Below are 22308 nucleotides of genomic sequence, written 5' to 3' on the forward strand. Positions count from 1 at the left end.
GCGGACGATCCCAGATCGGACGCAACAGAAAAAACCGGCTTTGGCCGGTTTTTTCTTGCCCGCGAAAAGGCGCGGGTCTCCCCTACGCCTTGAACTGCCCCAGACTGCCGCGCAGCTGAGCGGCCAGTTCCGCCAGGGTGCGACTGCTGTCCGCAGTGGCCGCCACCGACTCGGCGGCACGCAGCGCCTCGCCATGGATGACCTCGACCCGCTGGCGCACCGCCGCGGCACCCGCCGCCTGGCGCTGGGCGGCCTGGGCAGCCGTGCTCATGCTGGCATGCACCTGATCCACTGCGCGGTGGACATCCTGCTGGATGCGCTTGCTGTCGCGCAGCACGGCCAACCCGCTGCTGGCCTGCTGCCGCGCCTCGCCTATGGCGGCGACCGCCTCGCGCGCCCCTTCCTGCAGTCCGGCGATATGCGTCCGGATGCTGCCGGTGGACTCCTGGGTCTTGCTGGCCAGCGCCCGCACCTCGTCGGCGACCACCGCGAAGCCACGCCCGCTCTCGCCGGCCCTGGCCGCCTCGATGGCCGCATTGAGCGCCAGCAGATTGGTCTGCTCGGCGATCCCGCGGATCACGTCCAGCACCACCTCGATCTGCTCGCTTTGCGCGGCCAGCCGTTCGATCACCTGGGCACCCGACTCGACCTGGGTCACCAGCCCCTCGATACCCTCGGCCACCTCGGTGGCGATCCGGGCATTGCTCTGGGCAGAGCTGCGGATGGCTTCCACCTGCTGCAGCGCGCCCTGCATGGCCAGACTTTCGCCCTCGGCCTCCGCGGCGATGCCGGACAAGGCCTCCAGGCTGCGGGCCACCTCTTCGCGCTGACGCAGCGCTGCCGCTTCGGCGGTGGCGCTGCTGCCGGCCAGGCCGCGAATTTCTTCGCCGGTGCGTGCGGCGACGCCATGGGCCTCGCCCACCAGCGGCTGCAGCTTGGCCAGGAAGCGATCGACCGCCCCACCCAACGCCTGGATCTCATCGCCCTGCCCCAGCTGCAGGCGGCGGGTCAGATCCCCCTCCCCGGCCGCCAGATCGTCCAGCGCCCGCTGCAGCACACCGATCCGGCGCAGCACCCGGCGACCCAGCACCAGCGCCACGGCCACGACCATCACCACGCCAACCCCGATCAGCCCCAGGGCGATCTGCCAGCGCAGCGCGCCCGCCAGGGCGGCGACCGCCTCACCGGCATTGCGACTCATGGCCAGGGCGGCCTGGCGGGTGCCTTCCAGGCGCGTCGCCAGGGTCGCGGCACTGCCCTTGGCGGCGGCCGTCACGCTGCTGGAGACCAGAACGCCAGCGTCGTCGATCAGACTCTTGAAGCTCTGATCCAGGGCCGCGCCGGTGCGCTCGATGACCTGAGTGGAAAAGCCCACCACCACCTTGCCGATCTCCACGCCGTTGGGACTGATGGAGGCATCCACGCGATAGACCGAGGGATCCCGGGTCGCGGCATCCAGCACCTTGGCCAGGGCGCCCTCGCCCTGGCCCATGGCGAGCAGGCGCGCCACGCGCTCGTCCTGACGATTGAGATAACGGGTCAGATTCTGGCCCTGGGCATCCTGGAAGACCACGAACAGCACCTCGGGATTGCCCTGCGCCCGGCGCGCCAGGTCGGACAGCGCCGGTACATCGGCATCCCACATCGCCTTGGGTGCCACACCCGCCAGCAACTCGGCCAGATTCTGCGCATTGCTCTTGAGGGTAGCGGTCAGGGTCTCTCCGACCTGCTGCCGCTCGCGCGCCAGGCGTTGCGCAAGTCCCTCCGCCAGCCGCGTGCGGGTCTGCCCGGCCAGCTCGGCAAGACTGCCATCCACCTCGCCACCGGCCTGGCGCAGGGTCTCGGCGAGCTGCTCGGATTCGCCGGACAGGCGCGCGGCCAGACCGGACTGCAGGCCCTTCACCGCATCCTGGGTCAGCCATAGCGCCAGGCCCACCTGGAGAACGACGGCGAGCAACAGACTGATGAATACCGGCAACAACAGACGGCTGCGCAGCAGCGACAAGAGAAACGACATGGGGGTCTCCAGCGGCGAGGGACATTCACAGGCTGTCGGCCAACTCGAGAAGAGCTGGAGCCTCAGCGATAAATAGTCATAGCAATATGCTGGCCATTTCGGACCAGCGGCCGTCCCCGAGCTACCAGCGTCTCCTGCCCCCCGGAAACAGAAAAGCCCCGCGGGGCGGGGCTTTTCAGGCTGCATCCTTTTAGCGCATCAGGCGAAAGGATGGCGCAGCACGATGGTTTCCTTGCGATCCGGACCGGTCGAGACGATGTCGATCGGCGCCTCGACCAGCTCGGCGATACGGCGGATGTAGGCCTGGGCATTGGCCGGCAGCGCCTCGAGGCTCTGGGCACCCACGGTGGATTCGCTCCAGCCGGGCATGTCCTCGTACACCGGGTGCAGACCGATGTAGCTGTCAGCGTCGGTGGGCGCCTCGGTCAGCAGGTTGCCGGCGGCATCCTTGTAACCGGTGCAGATGCGCACGGTTTCCAGACCGTCGAGCACGTCCAGCTTGGTCAGGCACAGGCCGGAGATGCTGTTGATCTCGATGGAGCGACGCAGGATGACGGCATCGAACCAGCCGCAACGGCGCGGACGACCGGTGACGGAGCCGAATTCATGGCCCTGCTTGGCCAGGTAGGCACCGGTCTCGTCGAACAGTTCGGTCGGGAAGGGACCCGAGCCGACGCGGGTGGTGTAGGCCTTGGTGATGCCAAGGATGTAGTCCAGGTAAAGCGGACCCACGCCGGAACCGGTCGCCACGCCACCGGCGGTGGTGTTGGAACTGGTGACGAAGGGATAGGTGCCGTGGTCGATGTCCAGCAGGGTGCCCTGGGCACCTTCGAACATCAGGTTCTCACCGGCCTTGCGCAGCTCGTGCAGACGGCTGACGACGTCCATGACCAGCGGCTGCATGACCTTGGCGTGCGCCATGGCCTCGTCGTAGGTCTTCTGGAAGTCCACCGGCGGCTCGTTGAAGTAGTTCTGCAGGACGAAATTGTGATAGTCCAGCACTTCCTTGAGCTTGACCGCGAAACGCTCCGGGTGGAACAGATCGCCGACACGCAGACCGCGACGGGCGATCTTGTCTTCGTAGGCCGGGCCGATGCCGCGACCGGTGGTACCGATCTTGGCTTCGCCACGGGCCTTCTCACGCGCCTGATCCAGGGCCACGTGATAGGGCAGGATCAGCGAGCAGGCCGAGCTGATGCGCAGGCGCTCGCGCACCGGCACGCCGCGCGCTTCCAGCTCGCCGACTTCCTTGAACAGGGCTTCCGGCGACAGCACCACACCATTGCCGATCAGGCACTGGGTGTCGGCGCGCAGGATGCCCGAGGGAATCAGCCGCAGGATGGTCTTCTGGCCATCGATGACCAGCGTGTGGCCGGCATTGTGACCGCCCTGATAACGCACCACGGCAGCGGCCTGGTCGGTCAGCAGATCCACGATCTTGCCCTTGCCCTCATCACCCCACTGGGTGCCCAGGACGACGACGTTCTTACCCATAACCTTATCCCCTGTCAGGAAGATTTCTGTCGGCCAGGCCGACGATGCTCACATTCACCCGGATGCCAGATCCGGTGCTTAGGAATTCAAGGGCACCACGATCCAGGCGCCCTGCTGCTCGACCAGGCGGCGATCGCAACCCGAGCTGTGCAGCTGGTCCGCGTCGTCATGACCGGTGGCCTGCACCACCCGCTCGCCCGCGGCGCGCAATTCGCGCACCGCCTGCCAGAGCACCGGCGCATGGCCAGCCGGCGCCCAGATGCCGCGGCGCGGCTCGTCGAGCACGGCGGTGCCCAGCTCGACGAGGGTCTTCAGATCGGTGGAAAAACCGGTGGCGGGACGCGAACGCCCGAAGTCGGCACCGATGTTGTCATAGCGACCACCCTGGGCGATGGACTGCCCGGTGCCCGGCACGAAGGCGGCGAAGACCACGCCGGTGTGGTAGTGATAACCGCGCAGCTCGCCCAGATCGAAATATAGCGGCACGCCCGGGAAACGACCCTGGAGCGATTCGGCCAGGGCGATCAGCTCCTCCAGCGACTGCAGGACGCCTGCGGGCGCACCCGCCAGGCGCTGCCGGGCCTGGTCGAGCACCGCGGCATCGCCGCTGAGCTCAGCCAGGGCCCGCAGCCAGCCGCGCTCGGCGGTGGGCAACTCGGCGGTCAGCTCGGCGATCTCGTCGACCGCCTTGCGCTGCAGGGCATCGAACAGCTGCTGCTCGCTGGCGCCGGAGATGCCGGCCGCCTGGCATAGCCCGCGATAGATCCCAACGTGCCCCAGATCCATGTGGATATCGGGCACCTGGGCCTGCTCAAGCACATCGAGCATCAGGCTGATGACTTCCAGATCCCCTTCGCTGCCGGGCACGCCATAGAGCTCGGCGCCGACCTGGATCGGACTGCGCGAGGTGGACAGGGCACGGGGACGGGTATGCAGCACGCTGCCGGCATAGCACAGTCGGCTCGGGCCGCTCTGCTTGAGGCTATGGGCTTCCATGCGCGCCACCTGGGGCGTGATGTCGGAGCGGAAGCCCATGAGGCGACCGGAGCTGGGATCGGTCACCTTGAAGGTGCGCAGCTCCAGCTCCTTGGCCGCGCCGGTGAGCAGCGATTCCAGGAATTCCAGGTGCGGGGTGATGACGAACTCGTAGCCCCAGCAATGGAACAGTTCCAGCACCCGGCGCCGAGCGCCCTCGATGCGCGCCGCGTCGGGCGGCAGGATTTCCTCGATACCGTCAGGCAGCAGCCAGCGGTCTACCGTAGCCATTAGGCCTCTTCTCCATGTCATGGATCGGCACGCGGCTGCCGAGGTCGGCGCAGTGGATTCCTGGAGAATCCTGCCGCCGGATCAAGCCGCTCTGCCGTGGATTGCTACCCGGATCAGCCAGGGCGTCGCCCTTCCCCGGGTTTCGTACGGACGCAAAAAAGCCGGGGATGGCCCCGGCTGATTCATGATAACACGAAAAAATCGGCGATCGGGGATGAACGACGAGCGAAGCCTAGCCGCCGCTCATCCCGGACCTCACTGCCCCGGACTCTGGAAATACTTGAAGAAATCGCTCTTCGGATCCAGTACCAGGACATCGCTCTTGCTGGAGAAGCTGGAGCGATAGGCCTGCAGGCTGCGATAGAAGGAGAAGAACGACGGATTCTTCGAGTAGGCCTGGGAATACACCTGGGCCGCCTGGGCATCACCCTCACCGCGGGCCTGTTCGGCCTGGCGATAGGCTTCGGCCAGCAGCACGCGGCGCTGACGATCGGCGTCGGCACGGATGCCTTCGGCCAGCTCGCGACCCTTGGCCCGGTGCTCACGGGCTTCCCGTTCACGCTCGGTACTCATCCGCTCATAGACGCTGCGGCTGACTTCCTTGGGCAGGTCGATGGCCTTGACGCGCACGTCCAGCACCTCGATACCCAGCTCCTGGTTGGCCATCTTGTTCAGCGCCGCGGTCAGCGAACCGACCATTGCATCCCGCTCACCGGAGACCACCTCATGCAGGGTGCGACGACCGAACTGGTCACGCAGTCCCGCTTCCAGGCGGCGCAGCAGGCGTTCGTCGGCGATCTGCTTGAGACCCGAGGTCGCGGTGTAGTAGCGATCGGCATTGAAGATGCGCCACTTGGCGTAGGCATCGACCATCACCGCTTTCTTTTCCAGTGTCAGGAAACGCTGCGTCGGGGTATCCAGCGTCTGCAGGCGGGCATCGAACTTGCGCACCCGGTTGACGTACGGGATCTTGAAGTGCAGGCCGGGCTCCAGATTGGGCTCGACCACGCGACCGAAGCGCAGCATCACCGCGCGCTCGGTCTCCTTCACCACGAACAGACTGCTCCAGGCCGCAAGACCCAGAACGACCACGACGATCAGCGCGGCCAGCGATTTGTTGCTCATCAGCGGCTCTCCCTCGTACGCGCTTCGGTGGACTGCGGCAGATTGCGAATGACCGAGGCCGCCGTGTCGCTCGATGCCGCCGGGGCAGCACCGCTGCTGATGGCCGAGGTCGGTGCCGGAGCACGGTTCTGCATCAGCTTGTCGAGCGGCAGATAGAGCAGATTCTGGCCGGCCTGACCGGTGACCATGATCTTGCTCGACTGGCCAAGCACTTCCTGCATCGTCTCGATGTACAGACGCTCGCGGGTCAGCTGCGGATTGGCCGCGTACTGGACCGCCAGCTGGCTGAAGCGCGAGGCATCACCCTGGGCACGGGCCACGACTTCGTCGCGATAGCCGTTGGCTTCCTCGATGATGCGCTGGGCAGCACCGCGAGCCTCGGGGATCACGCCGTTGGCATAGGCTTCGGCCTGGTTCTTCTCGCGCTGTTCATCCTCGCGAGCACGGATCACGTCGTCGAAGGCTTCCTGAACTTCACGCGGCGCTGCTGCGCTCTGGATGTTCACCTGGGTCACCGTGATGCCGGTGCCGTAGGTGTCGAGGAAGCGCTGCAGACGCTCGCGCACACTGGTGGCGACCTGTTCGCGGCCGTCGGTCAGCAACTGGTCCATGGTCGAGGAGCCGGCCACATGCCGCACCGCGCTGTCGGTCGCCTGCTGCAGGCTGACCTCGGGCTGGTCGACGTTGAGGACGAAGTCCTTGAGGTTGGTGATGCGGTACTGGACGGTCAGCGGCACCTCGACGATGTTCTCGTCCTGGGTCAGCATGGCGCCCTGCTTGCTGTAGGCCCGCTCACGGGTGACGTTTTCCTGGTACTTGGTCTCGAAGGGCGGGAAGTAGATGTTCAGGCCGGGCCCTACCGTCTCATGGTATTTGCCCAGGCGCAGCACCACCGCCTGCTCCTGCTCGTCCACGACGTAGACGGCATTGTACAGCCAGAGCGCGCCGACCAGCAGTACGCCCAGGAGCAGCAAGCCTTTGCCACCACCCGAGCCGAAACTGTCGCCGCCACTGCCGCCGGACCGCTTCTTGCCGCCAACCAGGCGGTTGATGCGGTCTTGAAACTTACGCAAGGCTTCGTCGAGATCCGGCGGCTTCTTGCGTCCACCATTGCCGCCACCGTTGTTGTTGCGGCCGCCCCAGGGGTCTTGATTGTTCGAGTTGCCACCGGGCTCGTTCCAAGCCATAGCGCTCTCCCTACTGATAACGCGAAAACGCGCCGAAATGGCGCGCCGACCAATGCTACCGGATGGTCCCTGCCCGAACAAAAGCGCCGAGCGGGGGTTTATTGCAAAACATGTTGCTGGATAAAGACTTCCGGTTCTTCACCGGCCCGGCTGAGCAGTCGATTGAGTTCGGCGCGGGGTACTCGTACAGACAACAGGATGTTGCCTTCGTCATCATGATCGTCCTGGCGAACCACGCCCAGGTCAAACAGCTGAGCGCGCAGCCGGGCATGCCGCTGAGGCAGGCGCAGCACGCCGACCAAGAGATCCTCGCCAAGCAATTCGGCGACGGCCTGACCGACCAGCTCCAGACCGCGACCTTCGCGCGCCGACACCCAGACCCGGATCGGGCGTCCGGTTTCGTCGTCGCGCTGGATATGCGGCTCGACCCCGTCGAGCAGATCGAGCTTGTTGTAGATTTCCAGCATCGGCAGCTCATCGGCGCCGATCTCATGCAGCACCGCCTCGACCTGCTCGATCTGCAGCTGACGATCGTCCTCGTGGGCATCGATCACGTGCAGCAACAGGTCGGAGTTGCTGGATTCCTCCAGCGTCGCGCGGAAAGCCTCGACCAGCTTGTGCGGCAGATGGCGGATGAAGCCCACGGTATCGGCCAGCACGATCGGCCCCAGATCCGGCAGCTCCAGACGACGCAGGGTGGGATCGAGGGTGGCGAACAGCAGATTGGCCGCGTAGACGCCGGATTCGGTGAGGCTGTTGAACAGGGTGGACTTGCCGGCGTTGGTGTAGCCGACCAGGGACACCGAGGGAATCTCGGCCCGCCGACGCCCGCGCCGAGCCTGCTCGCGCTGGCTGCGCACCTTGTCCAGGCGCTGGCGGATCTGACGGATACGGATCCGTAGCAGACGACGGTCGGTCTCGAGCTGGGTTTCACCCGGGCCGCGCAGACCGATACCGCCCTTCTGCCGTTCGAGGTGAGTCCAGCCGCGTACCAGCCGCGTGCTCATGTGTTCGAGCTGGGCGAGCTCCACCTGCAGCTTGCCCTCGTGGGTCCGGGCGCGCTGGGCGAAGATATCGAGAATGAGGCCCGTGCGGTCGAGGACGCGGCACTCGAAGGCTTTTTCGAGGTTGCGTTCCTGACTGGGCGTGAGGTCATGGTTGAAGATGACCAGATCGGCGGCATGGGCGTGCACCTGATCGTGCAGTTCCTCGACCTTGCCGGTACCGATGAGATAACGCGCGGTCGGCTGGCTGCGATTCACCGTGACGAAAGACACGGTCTCCGCACCCGCCGATCGCGCGAGTTCGAGAAACTCCTGAGGATCTTCGCGCGCCTCGGGATGCAGGCCTTCCAAATGGACCAGAATGGCCCGCTCACCACCTTCGTGACGCTCGAAGAACAACAGGGCGCTCCTCTTGTTATTTATTCGCTATCCGACTCGCTCGTCTCGGAGCTGGGCAGACGGACCGGGCGGCTCGGCACCACGGTGGAGATTGCATGCTTGTAGACCATCTGGCTGACGGTGTTCTTGAGCAGAATCACGAACTGGTCGAAGGACTCGATCTGACCCTGCAGCTTGATACCGTTGACGAGATAGATGGAAACCGGAACGCGCTCTTTACGCAGGGTGTTCAGGTAAGGGTCTTGTAGCGAATGCCCTTTTGACATCGTGTCGCTCTCCTAAGGAAATGAAAATACCGATCTGGCGACATGCCAGTTTCCGCTGCCCACCATGGACACGCGGACAAAAACGATTCAGCTGTGGGGCGATATGGTGTCACCGGCCAGGCATTTCAAGATCCGCGGCAGATTGTCACAAGCCAGGCTGTCGAAGGTGAGCGCGGCGGGCCAGCCACGCAACCAGGTCAACTGCCGCTTCGCCAATTGCCGCGTCGCCGCCACGCCACGCGCCACCATCTCTTCCCGCGTGCAATCCCCTTCCAGGAACTCCCACACCTGACGATAGCCTACGGATCGCATGGACGGCAGACCAGGATGCAGATCGGGACGTTCCCGCAAGGCTGAAACTTCGTCGATGAAGCCCTGTTCCAGCATCAGATTGAAGCGCTCGGCGATACGCGCATGGAGCACCTCACGCCGACCGGGCGCCAGGATCAATTGGGCCACAGTATAGGGTAATTGCGTCTGGGGCGCGCCGTTCGAATCGGCATTGGCGCTCATTTGCAGCGCGCGATGCGCGGTCATCGACTGGCCGCTGACGCGATACACCTCGAGGGCGCGCAGGAGGCGCTGGGGGTCGTTGGGATGGATGCGCGCGGCCGATACCGGATCGACCTCGGCCAGTTGCCGATGGATCTCGCCCCAGCCCGCCGTGGCCGCCAGCGCCTCGATCTCGGCCCGTACGCCGGCATCGGCACCGGGCATGTCGGCCAGGCCTTCGAGCAGGGCCTTGAAATAGAGCATGGTGCCGCCCACCAGCAGCGGGATGCGCCCGGCCGCGGTGATCTCGTCCATGGCCGCCAGGGCATCGGCCCGAAATTCGGCGGCGGAATAGCTCTCGGCGGGATCGCGGATGTCCACCAGCCGGTGCGGATGGGCGGCCAGCAGCTCGGCGTCAGGTTTGGCGGTGCCTATGTCCATGCCGCGATAGATGAGCGCCGAATCCACGCTGATCAGCTCGACGGGCAGCAGCCGTGCCAGTTCGATGGCGAGATCGGTCTTGCCGGAGGCGGTCGGCCCCATGAGAAAGATGGCGGGCGGCAGGGGGGCGGTCATGAGCGATTCTCGAAGGGCGCCGCGCGGGACACGGCGAGGCGGTCAGCGGCCGCGCAGGAAGAGTTTGTCCAGGTCATCCAGGCTGAGCTGGGCCCAGGTGGGACGACCGTGGTTGCACTGGCCACTGCGCTCGGTGGTTTCCATGTCGCGCAGCAGGGCATTCATCTCCGGCAGGGTCAGCCGCCGGTTGGCGCGTACCGAGCCATGGCAGGCCATGGTGCCGAGCAATTCGTTGAGGTGCGCCTGGATGCGATCGCTGGTGCCATAGTCCAGCAGGTCAGCGAGCACGTCCTGCACCAGTCGCGCGGCCTGGGCCTGCTTGAGCAGCGCGGGGATCTGCCGGATGGCCAGGGTCTCGGGGCCGAGCCGCTGCAATTCGAAGCCAAGGCGCTCGAACCACTGGCCGTGCTCTTCGGCGCAATCGGCCTCGCGCTCGCTGACCGCCAGGGATTCCGGCACCAGCAGCGGCTGACCGCGCAGGCCTTCGCTGGCCATGGCCACCTTGAGCCGCTCGTAGGTGATGCGCTCGTGGGCGGCGTGCATGTCCACCAGGATCAGGCCCTGGGCATTCTCGGCGAGGATGTAGATGCCCTTGAGTTGCGCCAGGGCATAACCCAGCGGCGGTACGTCGCCCTGCTCCACCGGCAGGGACGCGGCTTCGGCACCCTCCGGCAGCGGCGCGAAGAAGGCCTTGTAGGCGCTCTGCACCTCGGCCACCGGCGCACCCGCATAGGGCTGCAGGGTGGGCGCGTAATGCGCGGCACCACCCGACCCGCCGCCACCGGCGAAGGGCTGGGCCGGCGGCGCAGGGCTGTCGTGCAACATGGCGGCAGCCAGGCGCATCTCGCCCTGGGGGCCAAATTCGCCGGCGGCCGGACCGCTCAGCGGCGCTGGCGCCGTGGGCGCCACCACGGCGAGCTGGTCGTCCGGGCGGATATCGCCCAGGGCCCGGTGCAGGGTGCCGTAGAGGAAGTCGTGCACCTGGCGGCTATCGCGGAAGCGCACCTCGTGCTTGGTGGGATGGACGTTGACGTCCACCACCGCTGGATCCACTTCCAGGAACAGCACAAAGGCCGGGTGGCGGCCATTGTAGAGAACGTCGCGATAGGCCTGGCGCACCGCGTGGGCAACCAGCTTGTCGCGCACCATGCGGCCGTTGACATAGAAGTACTGCAGATCCGCCTGGCTGCGCGAAAAGGTCGGCAGGCCGACCCAGCCCCACAGGCGCAGGCCGTTGCGCTCGTGCTCCAGCGGCAGCGCCTGTTCGAGAAAGGCCGGGCTGCAGACCGCGCCGACGCGCCGCCCCTGACTCTGGGGATCGCTCGCCGGATGCAGGGCCAGCACGCTCTTGCCGTTGTGTCGCAGATGAAAACCCACGTCGAAGCGCGCCAGCGCCAGGCGCCGCACCACTTCCTGCAGGTGATCGAATTCGGTCTTTTCGGCGCGCAGGAACTTGCGCCGCGCCGGGGTATTGAAGAACAGGTCGCGCACCTCCACCGAGGTGCCCTGGGGATGGGCGGCGGGCTGCACCCGTGGCTGCATCTCGCGGCCTTCGGTCTCCACCTGCCAGGCCTGGTCCTCGCCGCGAAAACGCGAGGTCAGGGTGAGGCGCGACACCGAACTGACCGACGCCAGGGCCTCGCCGCGAAAGCCCAGGCTGGTGACGCTTTCCAGTTCGTCCAGGTGATAGATCTTGCTGGTGGCATGGCGCGCCAGGGCCAGGTGCAGGTCATCCGCCGGGATGCCGTGACCGTCGTCGCGGATGCGCAGCAGCTTGACCCCACCCTGTTCCACCTCGATGTCGATGCGCCGGGCACCGGCGTCCAGGCTGTTCTCCAGCAGCTCCTTGGCCACCGAGGCGGGGCGCTCGACCACCTCGCCGGCGGCGATCTGGTTGGACAGCCGCGGGCTGAGCAGCTGGATGCGCCGGGGTTCAGTCATTGCTGGCCGCCAGTTCGTGGGTGGGGATGGTCAACACCTGACCGGAGCGGATGCGATTGCCGCGCAGCCCGTTGGCGACGCGCAGGGTGGAGAGGTCGACATCATAGCGACGGGCGATGAGGCTCAGGCTTTCGCCGGGCTGCACCCGGTGCTGATCGAAGCCGCGCACGCTGCCGACCTTGTCGCCCCGCTGCTCGCGCTGCCAGGCCAGGTAGGTGCCTGGCGGCGGACGATGCTGGAAGTACTGCACGATACCGGCCTGGATCTGCCGGGCGAGCAGGCCCTGATGCGCCGGACTGGCCAGCTTGGCCGACTCGTTGGCATTGGTGATGAAGCCGGTCTCCACCAGGATCGAGGGGATGTCCGGCGACTTCAGCACCATGAAACCCGCCTGCTCCACCCGCGAATGCAGGAGCTTGGTCGCGCGCCCGACCTGACCGAGGATGGTCTGGCCGACCTCCAGGCTGGAGGCCACGGTGGCGGTCATGGACAGGTCCATGAGCACCCCGGCGAGCATCGGGTCCTTGTTGTCCAGGGCATCGGACACCCCGCCGACCTGGTCGGAGCGGTTTTCCGCATCGGCCAGCCAGCGCGCCGCCTCGGAGGTGGCGCCGCGCTGGGACAGGGCGAAGACGGTGACGCCCTCGGCGCTGGCGCTGGGCGCGGAGTCGGCATGGATGGAGATGAACAGGTCGGCCCCCTTCTTGCGGGCGATGACCTGTCGTTGGCGCAACGGGATGAAGTAGTCGCTGGTGCGGGTCAGCTCGGCGCGAAAGCCCCTCTGTCGGTTGAGATTGGCCTGCAGCTGCTTGGCGATGGCCAGCACCACGTTCTTCTCGTACAGCCGGCCGCGGCCGATGGCGCCCGGATCCTCACCGCCATGACCGGGGTCGATCACCACCACCACGTCGCGCTTGCCACTGGGGCTGGAGGGCAGACGGGTCGCCGGCTGGGCCGGGGTCACCGGGGTGGCCGGCAGATTGGGCGTGACCGTGGCGGGGATGTCGCTGGTGGCAGGGTCGGTGCCCTGGTCGTAGAGATCGACCACCAGGCGATTGCCGTATTCCTTGTTGGGCGCCAGGGTGAAACTCTTGGGCGTCAGGGCACCCTTGGTGTCCAGCACCAGGCGCACCTCGCCCGGCGAACGCTGGGCCGCCCGCAGGCCGGTGATGGGGGTGTTGCGCAGCGGCTTTTCGTTCAGCCCACCGTCGAGATGCGCGCCGGACAGGTCGATGACGATGCGATCCGGGGCACTGAGGGTGAAGATGCTGGCCTTGACCGGGCCGGTCAGATCGAACACCAGACGGGTATTGTCGGGCGCGCGCCAGACGCGCATACCCTTGATCTGGGTGGCGGCCAGCAACTGACTGCTGAGAATCAACAACAACAGGCCGAGTCCCGACCTGAAAAAACGCTTGCGCATGCCTGCGACCGTATAGCTGGAGAACGAGGGATCGGCGCCTAGGGCGCGAGGGCGGCGCACCAGGCCTCGCCGTGAGCGCCCTGGCTGACCAGGCGTAGATCACGGCCGTCGGCGCGTGGCGTAATGGTAATGTCCAGGTCCGGCTTTGGCAAAAAGCCCTGACCGCGCTCGGGCCATTCCACCAGGCACAAGGCCTCGGGTGTGAAGTAGTCGCGAATCCCCATGAATTCCAGTTCTTCCGGATCGGCCAGGCGGTAGAGGTCGAAGTGATAGACCGCACCGCTGGCCAGTTCGTAGGGTTCGACCAGGGTGAAGGTCGGACTCTTCACCGCCCCGCCATGGCCGAGACCGCGCAGGATGCCCCGCGACAGAGTGGTCTTGCCGGCACCCAGATCGCCGTGCAGATAGAGCACGCCGCGACCGCCGCTGGCCTGGGCCAGGCGGGCACCCAGGGCATACATGGCGTCTTCATCGGCGGCGTGCAGGGTCAGTTCAGGCATGGCTGGAGTTCCTCGAGCAACTGGCGGGCGACCGGGGGCAGATCGCTGGCGGCGAGACCGCGGCCCTGGCGACCCAACTCGGCACCGGCACGGCCATGCAGCCAGGCGCCCAGACAGGCGGCCTCGAAGGGCGCCAGCCCCTGCCCCAGCAGGGCGGCGATGATACCGGTGAGAATGTCTCCCAGGCCACCCGTGGCCATTGCCGGGTGCCCCTCTCCGCACAGCGCCATGCGCCCGTCCGGGTGGGCGATCAGGGTGCCGAAGCCCTTGAGCAGCGCCACGCCGCCGTAGCGCCGCGCCAGTTCGCGGGCGCTGCCGGGACGATCGGCCTCGATGTCCTTGATCGAGACCTCCAGCAGCCGCGCCGCTTCGCCCGGATGGGGCGTCATCACCCAGGGCCCGCGTGGCGCCTCGACCACCCCGGCGGCCAGCAGATTGAGGGCATCGGCGTCCCAGACCTGGACGACGTCCAGCGTCGCGGCGGCACTGGCCAGGGCCTTGCCCCAGGCGCCCTGCCCCAGGCCCGGTCCGACCGCGAGCACATCGGCCTTCTTGGCCAGCTCCAGCACGGCGAAACTGGAGTGCACCCCGGCGACCATGACCTCCGGCCGCCGCGCCAGCACCGCGGTCACATTGGCCGGCCGGGTCGCCAGGCTGAGCATGCCCACGCCACAGCGCAGCGCCGCCTCGCTGGTCATGATGGCCGCGCCACCGGTGCCTTCGTCGCCGCCGATCACCAGCAGATGACCGTACTGCCCCTTGTGCGCATTGAGCGGGCGCGCCGCCAGGCGTGGCAGGTTGCCGGGTGCCAGGCGCTGGGCGGTGGCATGAGCAGGATTCTGCGGCTCCTCCATCAGCGGCTCGAATACCAGACTGCCGACGTGATCCGGCCCCTTGCCGGTGAACAGCCCCAGCTTGAGACCGATGAAGGAGATGGTCAGGTCGGCGCGTACCAGCGGACCTGCAGCGGCGCCGGTATCGGCGTCCAGTCCGGACGGCAGGTCGATGGCCACCACCGGCAGTTCGCTGGCGTTGATCCGCTCGATGGCCGCCGCATAGGGCGCCCGCGCTGGGCCCTTGAGCCCGGTGCCCAGCAGGGCGTCGACCACCACGCCTTCGAGCGGGGCGTCCGCGCGCCAGGGCTGGATGTCCACGCCGGCGGCCAGGGCCTCGGCCTGGGCCAGGGCGGCGTCGCCCTGGAGTCCGGCGGGATCGGCCAGGTACCAGACCCGGGCCTGCCAGCCGGCCTTGCGCGCCAGCGCAGCGACCAGATAGCCGTCGCCAGCATTGTTGCCACCGCCGGCCAGCACGCAGAGGGCGCCGGCATGGGGCCAGCCGTGGCGCAACGAGCGCCAGGCCGCGGCCGCCGCGCGCCTCATCAACTCGAGACCGGGCAGACCGCCGGCGATCAGTTGGGCGTCGAGATCCCGTACCTGCTGGGCGCTGTAGAGCTGGAACGGCAGTTCGTCGTGCATGCTGGGAAAGCCTCCGGAGTCTGGCAAAATAGGCGGCCCTCCTGCCTGTGCGTTCCCGTCGATGTCCGCTGTCGCTCTCGATCTCGCCGCCCTGGCCGACCTCATCAAGACCTGGGGTCGGGAATTGGGCTTTCAGCAGACCGGCATCGCCGGGCTGGATCTGGCACGTCACGAGGAACATCTGGAGCGCTGGCTGGCCGCCGGTTTCCATGGCGAGATGGACTATATGGCCGCGCACGGCAGCAAACGTTCGCGACCGGCCGAACTGGTCCCGGGGACGTTGAGGGTGGTTTCCCTGCGCATGGACTACCTGCCCGGCGACACCCGCATGAGCGAGCGCCTGGCCGACGGTGCGGCCGCCTACGTCTCGCGCTACGCCCTGGGCCGCGACTACCACAAGCTGATCCGCAAGCGCCTGCAACAGCTGGCCGAGCGCATCCAGGGCGAGATCGGCCCCTTCGGCTATCGCGCCTTCGTCGACAGTGCGCCGGTGCTGGAAAAGGCCATCGCCGAACAGGCCGGCCTGGGCTGGATCGGCAAGAACACCCTGGTGCTCAATCGCAAGGCCGGCAGCTGGTTTTTTCTCGGCGAACTCTTCGTCGATGTGCCCCTGCCGGTGGACGAACCCACCCCGCGCGATCACTGCGGCACCTGCCGCGCCTGCCTGGATATCTGCCCGACCCAGGCCTTCGTCGGCCCCTATCAGCTCGACGCCCGGCGCTGCATCTCCTATCTGACCATCGAGTTCAAGGGCTCCATCCCGCTGGAGCTGCGGCCACTAATCGGCAACCGGGTCTTCGGCTGCGACGACTGCCAGCTGGTCTGCCCCTGGAATCGCTTCGCCAAGCCGACTGCCGAAGGCGATTTCCAGCCGCGTCACAGCCTGGACAGCGCCAGCCTGGCCGAACTGTTCCGCTGGACCGAAGCCGAATTCCTCAGCCGCACCGAAGGCTCGCCCCTGCGCCGCGCCGGCTACGAGCGCTGGCTGCGCAATCTGGCCGTCGGCCTGGGCAATGCCCCCACCAGCATCCCGGTTGTGGAAGCCCTGAAGCTGCAGCGCGAGCATCCTTCGCCCCTGGTGCGCGAGCACGTGGAATGGGCGCTGCAGCGGCACGGCGAGGCCTGAGCGGCAGGTAAGACGTTCAGGGCCCTACCGTGGTGTAGGGGATAGGTGCCCACCAGCTGCCGTAGGGCACGCCGTACTTGTCGACATAGCGCTTGACCACCGGCGACAGCGGCCGGTACTTGCCGCCCGACTTGCCACCATAGGGCCCCTTGGGCTCGATTTCGGCCTGGAGGGTCATGACTTCGATGGGATCGAGGCAGGGACCCATGATCCAGACCTTGACCACCCCGCCGGGGGCCAGGCCGATGGTGAGGGCTTCGCGATAGTCGAAGTGGTAGCCGCCCGGACACTGGTCCGGGATACGCTCGACCATCTTTGCCCTGGCCCAATCGGGGATGGTAAACAGTGCGTGATAGGTTTGAGGCTCGACCATGGATTGCCAGCGTAGGGATACGACATAGGGCAGATCCAGGCCGGTCAGAGTACGACCTTTGCCTGAGCCGATTCGCCTAGGCCAGCCTTTGGCGGTAGCCGATAGGCTAGCCGGTTGCCCCATGGCGACCACTCCCCCCATGGCATTGGGAAAGATACGCCCACTGTTGTCGCCAATGTTGGCTTGCTCCAGCCAGACTTCCATATAGTTGGGCGCCAGAAAGCCCAGGTACCAGGCGTCATAGGGCAGCTTGTTCGCGGCGCCGGACTGGCAACCCGCCAGGCTCATGAACAGGGCGATAGACAGCAGCCAGCGCCTCATCGCGGGTATCCTGCTTGGGGACGATTGGGATAGAGGCTGCGCCTACCATCGGCGGTGGGTGCATCAACAAAGATTGCATCCACATTGCCCAGGCCACTGCCCACACGCGCATTCCAGTGAGCCGATCTGTGCATATAGCGACTGAGCAGCAGACGATTTTCGGCCTGACTCAGTGGCTCAGGCGCATGCGGACTGCCTGCCTGAAGCTTGCTGGCTATAGGAACCAGGTCGGCAGGCAAGCGCCACTCCGGATCCTCTTCGTCAAGAGCAATGAAGGGCACACCCTGGGCGCTGGCCAGACGGTGCATTATCCGCAGATAAACCAGGGATAGCTCTCCACGCACCTGCCGCTCCAACCGTATCGCCGCGAAGACTTCGACTTCCGGCAGGTCACCTCGGACGCGGGGCAACTCGAGGCGCCAGGTATCGATGCCAAGACGAGTGCTGGTGGAGTCGTACCAAGGCGTCCCTTGCAGGCGCCGCAACTCCAGTTCGGCCTGACGATAGCTCCAGGCCTGGTGGCTATCCGTGCCCTTGGGCTCACGGGAAGCTCTCGGCTGGGTCAACAGCAATCGCTCCTGCATCTCATCCGGATAGCCACCCCCGACATCGGCATGTGCGCCAGGCAGAAATATCTCCTCATGCTCAGGTGCCACGCTGGTCAAGGCGAAATTACGGCGGTACTCATGCTGCGCGGCCAACTGCACTACCTTTAGCGCACAACCGGATGGTAAATAAAGATTAAGTCCAGGATTTACTGCATTGGCCGGACTGAAATCGCCCCGCAGGGGATCGGCTATCGCCGCCACAGTATCGAACAGGCCGATGAAGTTGAGTTTCACTTTGGCGCGCTGCCAAAGGAAGCACGGTGCTAGGCCTACTGCGGCGATACCCCCTTCAACCTTAAGCACTTCGTTGGCAAAGTGGCGAGTCGCTGCCGCACCACGGCTGAATCCAAAAAGATCGAATTCAATAGTATCGACAACGACGCTAGGGTTGCTCCGCTGAAATAACACATGCTGTTTAGCAAAGGCTGATGGAAATGTCTCAACACAAGCCAGTACACCACTCCTACCTAGCCCCGTCCCCATCGAAAGCAGATTATCCGGCTGACCGGCCCGCGTACCGATGCCCTCGATATAGACGGGGATGACTGCCGAGCTTTCGTCCGACTCAATCGCCCGCTGGGTATCGTCCCGGTAGAGCCGATACAACCGCGCAATATTCGTCTCCGCCCCCGCATAGCTGCCATCGGCACTCAGCATGAACTTCTCGCAATGCCTTGCGATGCTGCGCGCCTGATCCTGACGAAAGCCCTGCTCTTCCGCCCGACAAGCCGCACCGGTGGCGGCATTGAAGAGGTTGTTGCCGGTGCCGTCGAAGAAGACGCCGATGCGCAGGGTGATGCGCTGTTCTAGCGGGCGCTCAGCCTGTTCGGCGGCTTCATCCCTGACAACAGGTGCGCCCTCCGGGTGGTTGGCAGGCTCCTCGATATCCCGTCGCTCCCGGGAGCGCAGTGCCGAAGGCTTGCCCTGCCCCGGTGCCAGGCCGGTAGTGCCTGCACGGCTTGCGCAGGCGCCCTTGGGCGCGCCGCCGGCGTCCAGGCCGATGATGACGCTGCCCGAGCCGCCGATCACCACGCCGCCATGGCTGGTAAGGCTGCCGAGCACCGCCGCAGGCCGGCCGTTGATCAGGACGGTGGGGATGACCGTGGCGCTCAGGGCGGCGCCACAGCCGCAGGCATGGCCAAGGGCGGCGGCGGGTAGGCCATCGAAAGCGACATCGGTGGAGCCCTGGACCAGGGCGGTGGTACCGCATTTGGGGCAGGCGACGGCGTCGCCCAGGCGAGCAGCAGGCTTTCCAGACATGACCGATCTCCCTATCGGTAACTGGGGCCTGAAAAATGCCGCACAAAAGGCTCTAGGACAAGCCTTTCAGCGCGATACCGCGCAATTTCTCACGGCCTCAACCGTGGGGATCGTCCGGATAGGTGAAGGTCGGCATCTGCCAGTTGAATCTCAACGCCAGCAGGCGCAGCAGCAACCCCGCGGCCAGGGTGATGAGCAGCGCCTGCTCTTCGCCGAGCCACGGGCGGCAGAGCAGGTAGCAGCCGGCGGAGAGTACCGCCACGCTGGCATAGAGCTCGCGCCTGAGGATCAGGGGTACGTCGTTGCAGAGGATGTCGCGCAGGATGCCGCCGCAGGTGCCGGTGAGGGTGCCGCTGACGATGACGATGGCCGGACTCAGGCCCATCTCCAGGGCCACCTGGCAGCCGATCACGGTAAAGGCCACCAGGCCCAGGGCGTCGAGCACCAGGAACAGCCGGCGCAGATAGCGCATGACTCGCGCGATGGCCACGGTGGCGAGGCCCGCGCCGACGGTGAGCGCGAGGTACTCCGGGTGCTTTACCCAGCCCAGCGGATAGTGCCCCAGCAGGACGTCGCGCACCGAGCCGCCGCCCAGGGCGGTGACGCTGGCGATCAGCGCCACGCCGAACAGGTCCATGCCGCGGCGCCCCGCGGACAGGGCGCCGGTCATGGCCTCGGCGGTGATCGCGACCAGATAGAGGATGGACAGCAACACGGACGGGTGGCCGTCAGACCTTGATGAAGTGCTCGCGATAGTGCCGCAGCTCGGCGATGGAATCGCGGATGTCGTCCAGCGCCAGGTGGCTGCCGCTCTTCTTCACGCCGTCACGCACATGGGGCGCCCAGCGCGCGGCCAGTTCCTTGAGGGTGGAAACGTCCAGGTTGCGGTAGTGGAAGTAGGCTTCCAGCTCCGGCATGCGGCGATAGAGGAAGCGGCGATCCTGACAGATGCTGTTGCCGCAGATCGGCGACTTGCCCTTGGGCACCCACTGCTGCAGGAATTCCAGGGTCAGGGCCTCGGCCTGGGCGGTATCGACGGTGCTCTCGCGCACCCGCTGAGTCAGCCCCGAGCCGCCATGCTGGCGGGTGTTCCACTCGTCCATGCCGGCCAGGATCTCGTCCGACTGGTGGATGGCCAGCACCGGGCCTTCGGCCAGCACATTGAGATCGCTGTCGGTGACGATGGTGGCCATCTCGATGATCACGTCCCGATCCGGATCCAGGCCGGTCATTTCCAGGTCGATCCAGATCAGGTGCTGCGGATTGGGGGCGGTCATGGTGAACTCCTTGATGATGGCACCAGTGTAGCAGCGCGCCTGCCGCGTACCTACCGGCGCCAGAGCAGCAGCCGGCTGCCACGCAGGTCGCCTACCTCCAGCACCTGATCCGCGGGCTGGTCGGGAATCTCGAAGGTGTTGCTGATCAGCCAGCTGCCGGCCCGCTGTTCCGTGCGGGCCTTGTCGCCCAGGCGTGGCATGGGCACCGGCGAGAGAAAGCAGTAGACGACGTCGAACTCGCCCAGCTCCACCCGCCAGAGATCGCGATAGCGCACCTGGCAATTGCGCCGAGGCAGGCAGCGCAGCCAGGCCAGGGCGAAACTCAGTGGCGCCGTCTCCACCCCGACGAAGGTGGCCTGGGGAAAGCGCCGGGACAGATCGACCAGGGTATCGCCCAGGCCGCAGCCGAGGTCGACGAAGCGAAAGGTCGGCTCGCGCTCGGCGAGCAATTCGGCCAGCCGCTCGCGGGTCTGGCGCCCGGTGAGATAGAGCGGTACCCGCTCGCGCAGGCTGTTCCAGTTCAGCAGCAGGAGCAGCAGGAAGCCGAGCGCGGCGATGCCCGCCGAGAGCCCGCGACCGCTGACCAGGTAGAGCGCCGGGGCGAACAGCACATTGATGAACACCCACCAGCGGGCGAGTCCCAGCAACTCGCCCAACAGAGCCGCCAGTACCGCCTGCAGGCAGACCAGCGCCAGCAGCGAGGGGCGCTGGCCGGCGAAGCCGGCCCACAGGCGGATGCCGACGACGGCGACCACCAGGGCGGCCAGTTGCACCAGCACGGCCAGCAACAGCGGATAGCGCGAGGCGAGATGGGCCAGCATGGGGGCTCCGGAGCGACGAGGTACGCCAAGTTTAGGTAATCCGCGAGAGGCGGCCAATGCTAGACTCAGCGGTCCTGAAACCCGCGGATATCCCATGGCCAAACGCCACCTGACCCGTCGCCAGAGCTGGCGGATCGAAAAAATCCAGACCGAACGCGCCGCCCGCGCGGAAAAGCGCGAATCCAAGCTGATCGACGAACTCGAAGGCGGCGACCTGGGACCGGAGCAACAAGGCCTGGTGATCGCCCACTTCGGCGTTCAGGTGGAGGTCGAGGATGACGACGGCCAGCTGCAGCGCTGTCACCTGCGCGCCAACCTGCCGACCCTGGTCACCGGCGACCGGGTGGTGTTTCGCCCAAGCCTCCAGGGCAACGGCGTCATCGTCGCCCAGTTGCCGCGGCGTTCGGAGATCTGCCGGCCGGACATGCGCGGCCTCCTCAAGCCGGTGGCGGCCAACGTCGACCGCCTGGTGATCGTCTTCGCCCCGCTGCCCACGCCTCACGCCAATCTCATCGATCGCTACCTGGTGGCCGCCGAGCATGCCGGCATCCAGCCGCTGCTGCTGCTCAACAAGGCCGATCTGATCGACGCGCACAACGGCCCGGCGCTGGACGAACTGCTGGGCGTCTACCGCGAGCTGGACTATCCGCTGCTGGAAGTCTCGGCCCACAACGGCCTGAGCATGGACCAGCTCAAGAGCGAGCTGGACGAGCATGTCAGTGTCTTCGTCGGTCAATCGGGGGTGGGCAAGTCGTCGCTGGTGAACGCCCTGCTGCCGGGCGTCGATACCCGCGTCGGACCGCTGTCCGAGCTGACCAACAAGGGCACCCACACCACCACCACCGCCCGGCTCTTCCACTTTCCCGATGGCGGCGATCTGATCGACTCGCCCGGTATCCGCGAATTCGGCCTCAGCCACGTCAGCCGTGACGACGTCGAAGCCGGCTTCAAGGAATTCGGCGACTACCTCGGCCACTGCCGCTTCCGCGACTGCAAGCACGAGCGCGAACCCGGCTGCGCTCTGCTCGCGGCCCTGGAGCGCGGTGACATCCATCCGCAGCGGATGGCCAGTTACCGGCACATCCTGGCCAGCCTCGATGGCGAGTCGCGCTACTAAGCAAAACGCCGGGCAAGCCCGGCGTTTTCTTGTATCAGTCGACGACCATCAGCCAAAGACGCGGAAGCGCTCGGCGTCGTCCATGAAGCCCTTCTCCGGGAAGTCGCCTTCGTTGGAACCGAAGGGCATCTGCGCGCGCAGATGCCAGGTCTCCGGCAGTTTCCATTCGGCGGCGGCCAGGGCATCGGGCAGCGGATTGTAGTGCTGCAGGCTGGCGCCGCTGCCGGCGTTGGCCAGGGC

Annotated in this window: 18 protein-coding genes and 3 pseudogenes; 2 read left to right on the top strand and 19 right to left on the bottom strand. The window is 66.5% G+C overall.

Going from position 1 to position 22308, the window contains the following annotated elements; all coding sequences use genetic code 11:
- Positions 1–82 precede the first annotated feature (82 nt).
- The 13 genes and pseudogenes from QMX82_RS26035 to QMX82_RS14090 all read right to left on the bottom strand — a co-directional run.
- A pseudogene (locus QMX82_RS26035) lies at positions 83–598 on the bottom strand (methyl-accepting chemotaxis protein); the annotation flags it as partial.
- 342 nt (positions 599–940) lie between these two features.
- Positions 941–2203, bottom strand: a pseudogene (locus QMX82_RS26040) (HAMP domain-containing protein); the annotation flags it as partial.
- A 12-nt stretch (positions 2204–2215) separates the two neighbouring features.
- A complete protein-coding gene (locus tag QMX82_RS14040) occupies positions 2216–3511 on the bottom strand; it encodes an adenylosuccinate synthase (RefSeq protein WP_282284556.1) in 1296 nt (431 codons plus the stop codon).
- Positions 3512–3589: 78 nt separating this feature from the next.
- Positions 3590–4777, bottom strand: coding sequence for an ATP phosphoribosyltransferase regulatory subunit (locus QMX82_RS14045; RefSeq protein ID WP_282284557.1), 1188 nt, complete (start codon positions 4775–4777; stop codon positions 3590–3592).
- 255 nt (positions 4778–5032) lie between these two features.
- A complete protein-coding gene (gene hflC / locus QMX82_RS14050; protein WP_017642910.1) occupies positions 5033–5902 on the bottom strand; it encodes a protease modulator HflC in 870 nt (289 codons plus the stop codon).
- Complete coding sequence (hflK, locus tag QMX82_RS14055; RefSeq protein WP_282284561.1) at positions 5902–7089, bottom strand: FtsH protease activity modulator HflK; 1188 nt, start codon at positions 7087–7089, stop codon at positions 5902–5904. The genes hflC and hflK overlap by 1 nt, the downstream gene beginning before the upstream one ends.
- 98 nt (positions 7090–7187) lie before the next feature.
- On the bottom strand, positions 7188–8492 hold the full coding sequence (gene hflX, locus QMX82_RS14060) for a ribosome rescue GTPase HflX (protein ID WP_133862322.1): 1305 nt from the start codon (positions 8490–8492) through the stop codon (positions 7188–7190).
- 20 nt (positions 8493–8512) lie between these two features.
- Positions 8513–8758: an RNA chaperone Hfq gene (gene hfq, locus QMX82_RS14065; RefSeq protein ID WP_007161156.1), complete on the bottom strand. Its 246-nt coding sequence runs from the start codon at positions 8756–8758 to the stop codon at positions 8513–8515.
- An 87-nt stretch (positions 8759–8845) separates the two neighbouring features.
- Positions 8846–9826, bottom strand: coding sequence for a tRNA (adenosine(37)-N6)-dimethylallyltransferase MiaA (gene miaA, locus QMX82_RS14070; RefSeq protein ID WP_282284579.1), 981 nt, complete (start codon positions 9824–9826; stop codon positions 8846–8848).
- Between the two features lie 42 nt (positions 9827–9868).
- A complete protein-coding gene (mutL, locus tag QMX82_RS14075; protein ID WP_282284580.1) occupies positions 9869–11767 on the bottom strand; it encodes a DNA mismatch repair endonuclease MutL in 1899 nt (632 codons plus the stop codon).
- On the bottom strand, positions 11760–13190 hold the full coding sequence (locus tag QMX82_RS14080; RefSeq protein ID WP_282284581.1) for an N-acetylmuramoyl-L-alanine amidase: 1431 nt from the start codon (positions 13188–13190) through the stop codon (positions 11760–11762). The genes mutL and QMX82_RS14080 overlap by 8 nt, the downstream gene beginning before the upstream one ends.
- A 38-nt stretch (positions 13191–13228) precedes the next feature.
- Entirely contained in the window at positions 13229–13690 is a 462-nt protein-coding gene (gene tsaE / locus QMX82_RS14085) for a tRNA (adenosine(37)-N6)-threonylcarbamoyltransferase complex ATPase subunit type 1 TsaE (protein WP_133862326.1), read from the bottom strand.
- Complete coding sequence (locus tag QMX82_RS14090) at positions 13678–15165, bottom strand: NAD(P)H-hydrate dehydratase (protein WP_282284585.1); 1488 nt, start codon at positions 15163–15165, stop codon at positions 13678–13680. Before QMX82_RS14090 ends, tsaE begins: the two co-directional genes overlap by 13 nt.
- Positions 15166–15226: 61 nt before the next feature.
- Here QMX82_RS14090 and queG point away from each other — a divergent pair, with 61 nt between their 5' ends.
- Positions 15227–16291 (top strand): tRNA epoxyqueuosine(34) reductase QueG, encoded by a 1065-nt coding sequence (gene queG / locus QMX82_RS14095; protein WP_133862328.1) that lies wholly within the window; start codon positions 15227–15229, stop codon positions 16289–16291.
- Positions 16292–16307: 16 nt separating this feature from the next.
- Here the strand turns inward: queG and QMX82_RS14100 are convergent, their stop codons facing one another.
- The 5 genes from QMX82_RS14100 to QMX82_RS14120 all read right to left on the bottom strand — a co-directional run bounded on the left by QMX82_RS14100 (position 16308) and on the right by QMX82_RS14120 (position 20951).
- Positions 16308–16985 (bottom strand): DUF2931 family protein, encoded by a 678-nt coding sequence (locus QMX82_RS14100; RefSeq protein WP_282284587.1) that lies wholly within the window; start codon positions 16983–16985, stop codon positions 16308–16310.
- On the bottom strand, positions 16982–18853 hold the full coding sequence (locus QMX82_RS14105) for a PAAR domain-containing protein (protein WP_282284589.1): 1872 nt from the start codon (positions 18851–18853) through the stop codon (positions 16982–16984). The genes QMX82_RS14100 and QMX82_RS14105 overlap by 4 nt, the downstream gene beginning before the upstream one ends.
- A gap of 97 nt (positions 18854–18950) precedes the next feature.
- The gene (locus QMX82_RS14110; RefSeq protein ID WP_042137396.1) at positions 18951–19565 is read right to left on the bottom strand and encodes a trimeric intracellular cation channel family protein; all 615 of its coding nucleotides are present in this window, start codon (positions 19563–19565) and stop codon (positions 18951–18953) included.
- 16 nt (positions 19566–19581) lie between these two features.
- Complete coding sequence (gene orn, locus QMX82_RS14115; protein ID WP_158896605.1) at positions 19582–20130, bottom strand: oligoribonuclease; 549 nt, start codon at positions 20128–20130, stop codon at positions 19582–19584.
- 50 nt (positions 20131–20180) lie between these two features.
- Positions 20181–20951, bottom strand: coding sequence for a class I SAM-dependent methyltransferase (locus QMX82_RS14120; protein WP_282284591.1), 771 nt, complete (start codon positions 20949–20951; stop codon positions 20181–20183).
- A 94-nt stretch (positions 20952–21045) separates the two neighbouring features.
- Here QMX82_RS14120 and rsgA point away from each other — a divergent pair, with 94 nt between their 5' ends.
- Positions 21046–22068 (top strand): small ribosomal subunit biogenesis GTPase RsgA, encoded by a 1023-nt coding sequence (rsgA, locus tag QMX82_RS14125; protein WP_133862332.1) that lies wholly within the window; start codon positions 21046–21048, stop codon positions 22066–22068.
- Positions 22069–22116: 48 nt separating this feature from the next.
- On the opposite strand, the pseudogene QMX82_RS14130 reads toward rsgA, so the two are convergent.
- Positions 22117–22308: pseudogene (locus QMX82_RS14130) on the bottom strand (nitroreductase family protein); the annotation flags it as partial.

The organism is Pseudomonas sp. PS02302 (assembly GCF_029959585.1).
GTDB lineage: Bacteria > Pseudomonadota > Gammaproteobacteria > Pseudomonadales > Pseudomonadaceae > Chryseomonas > Chryseomonas aestiva.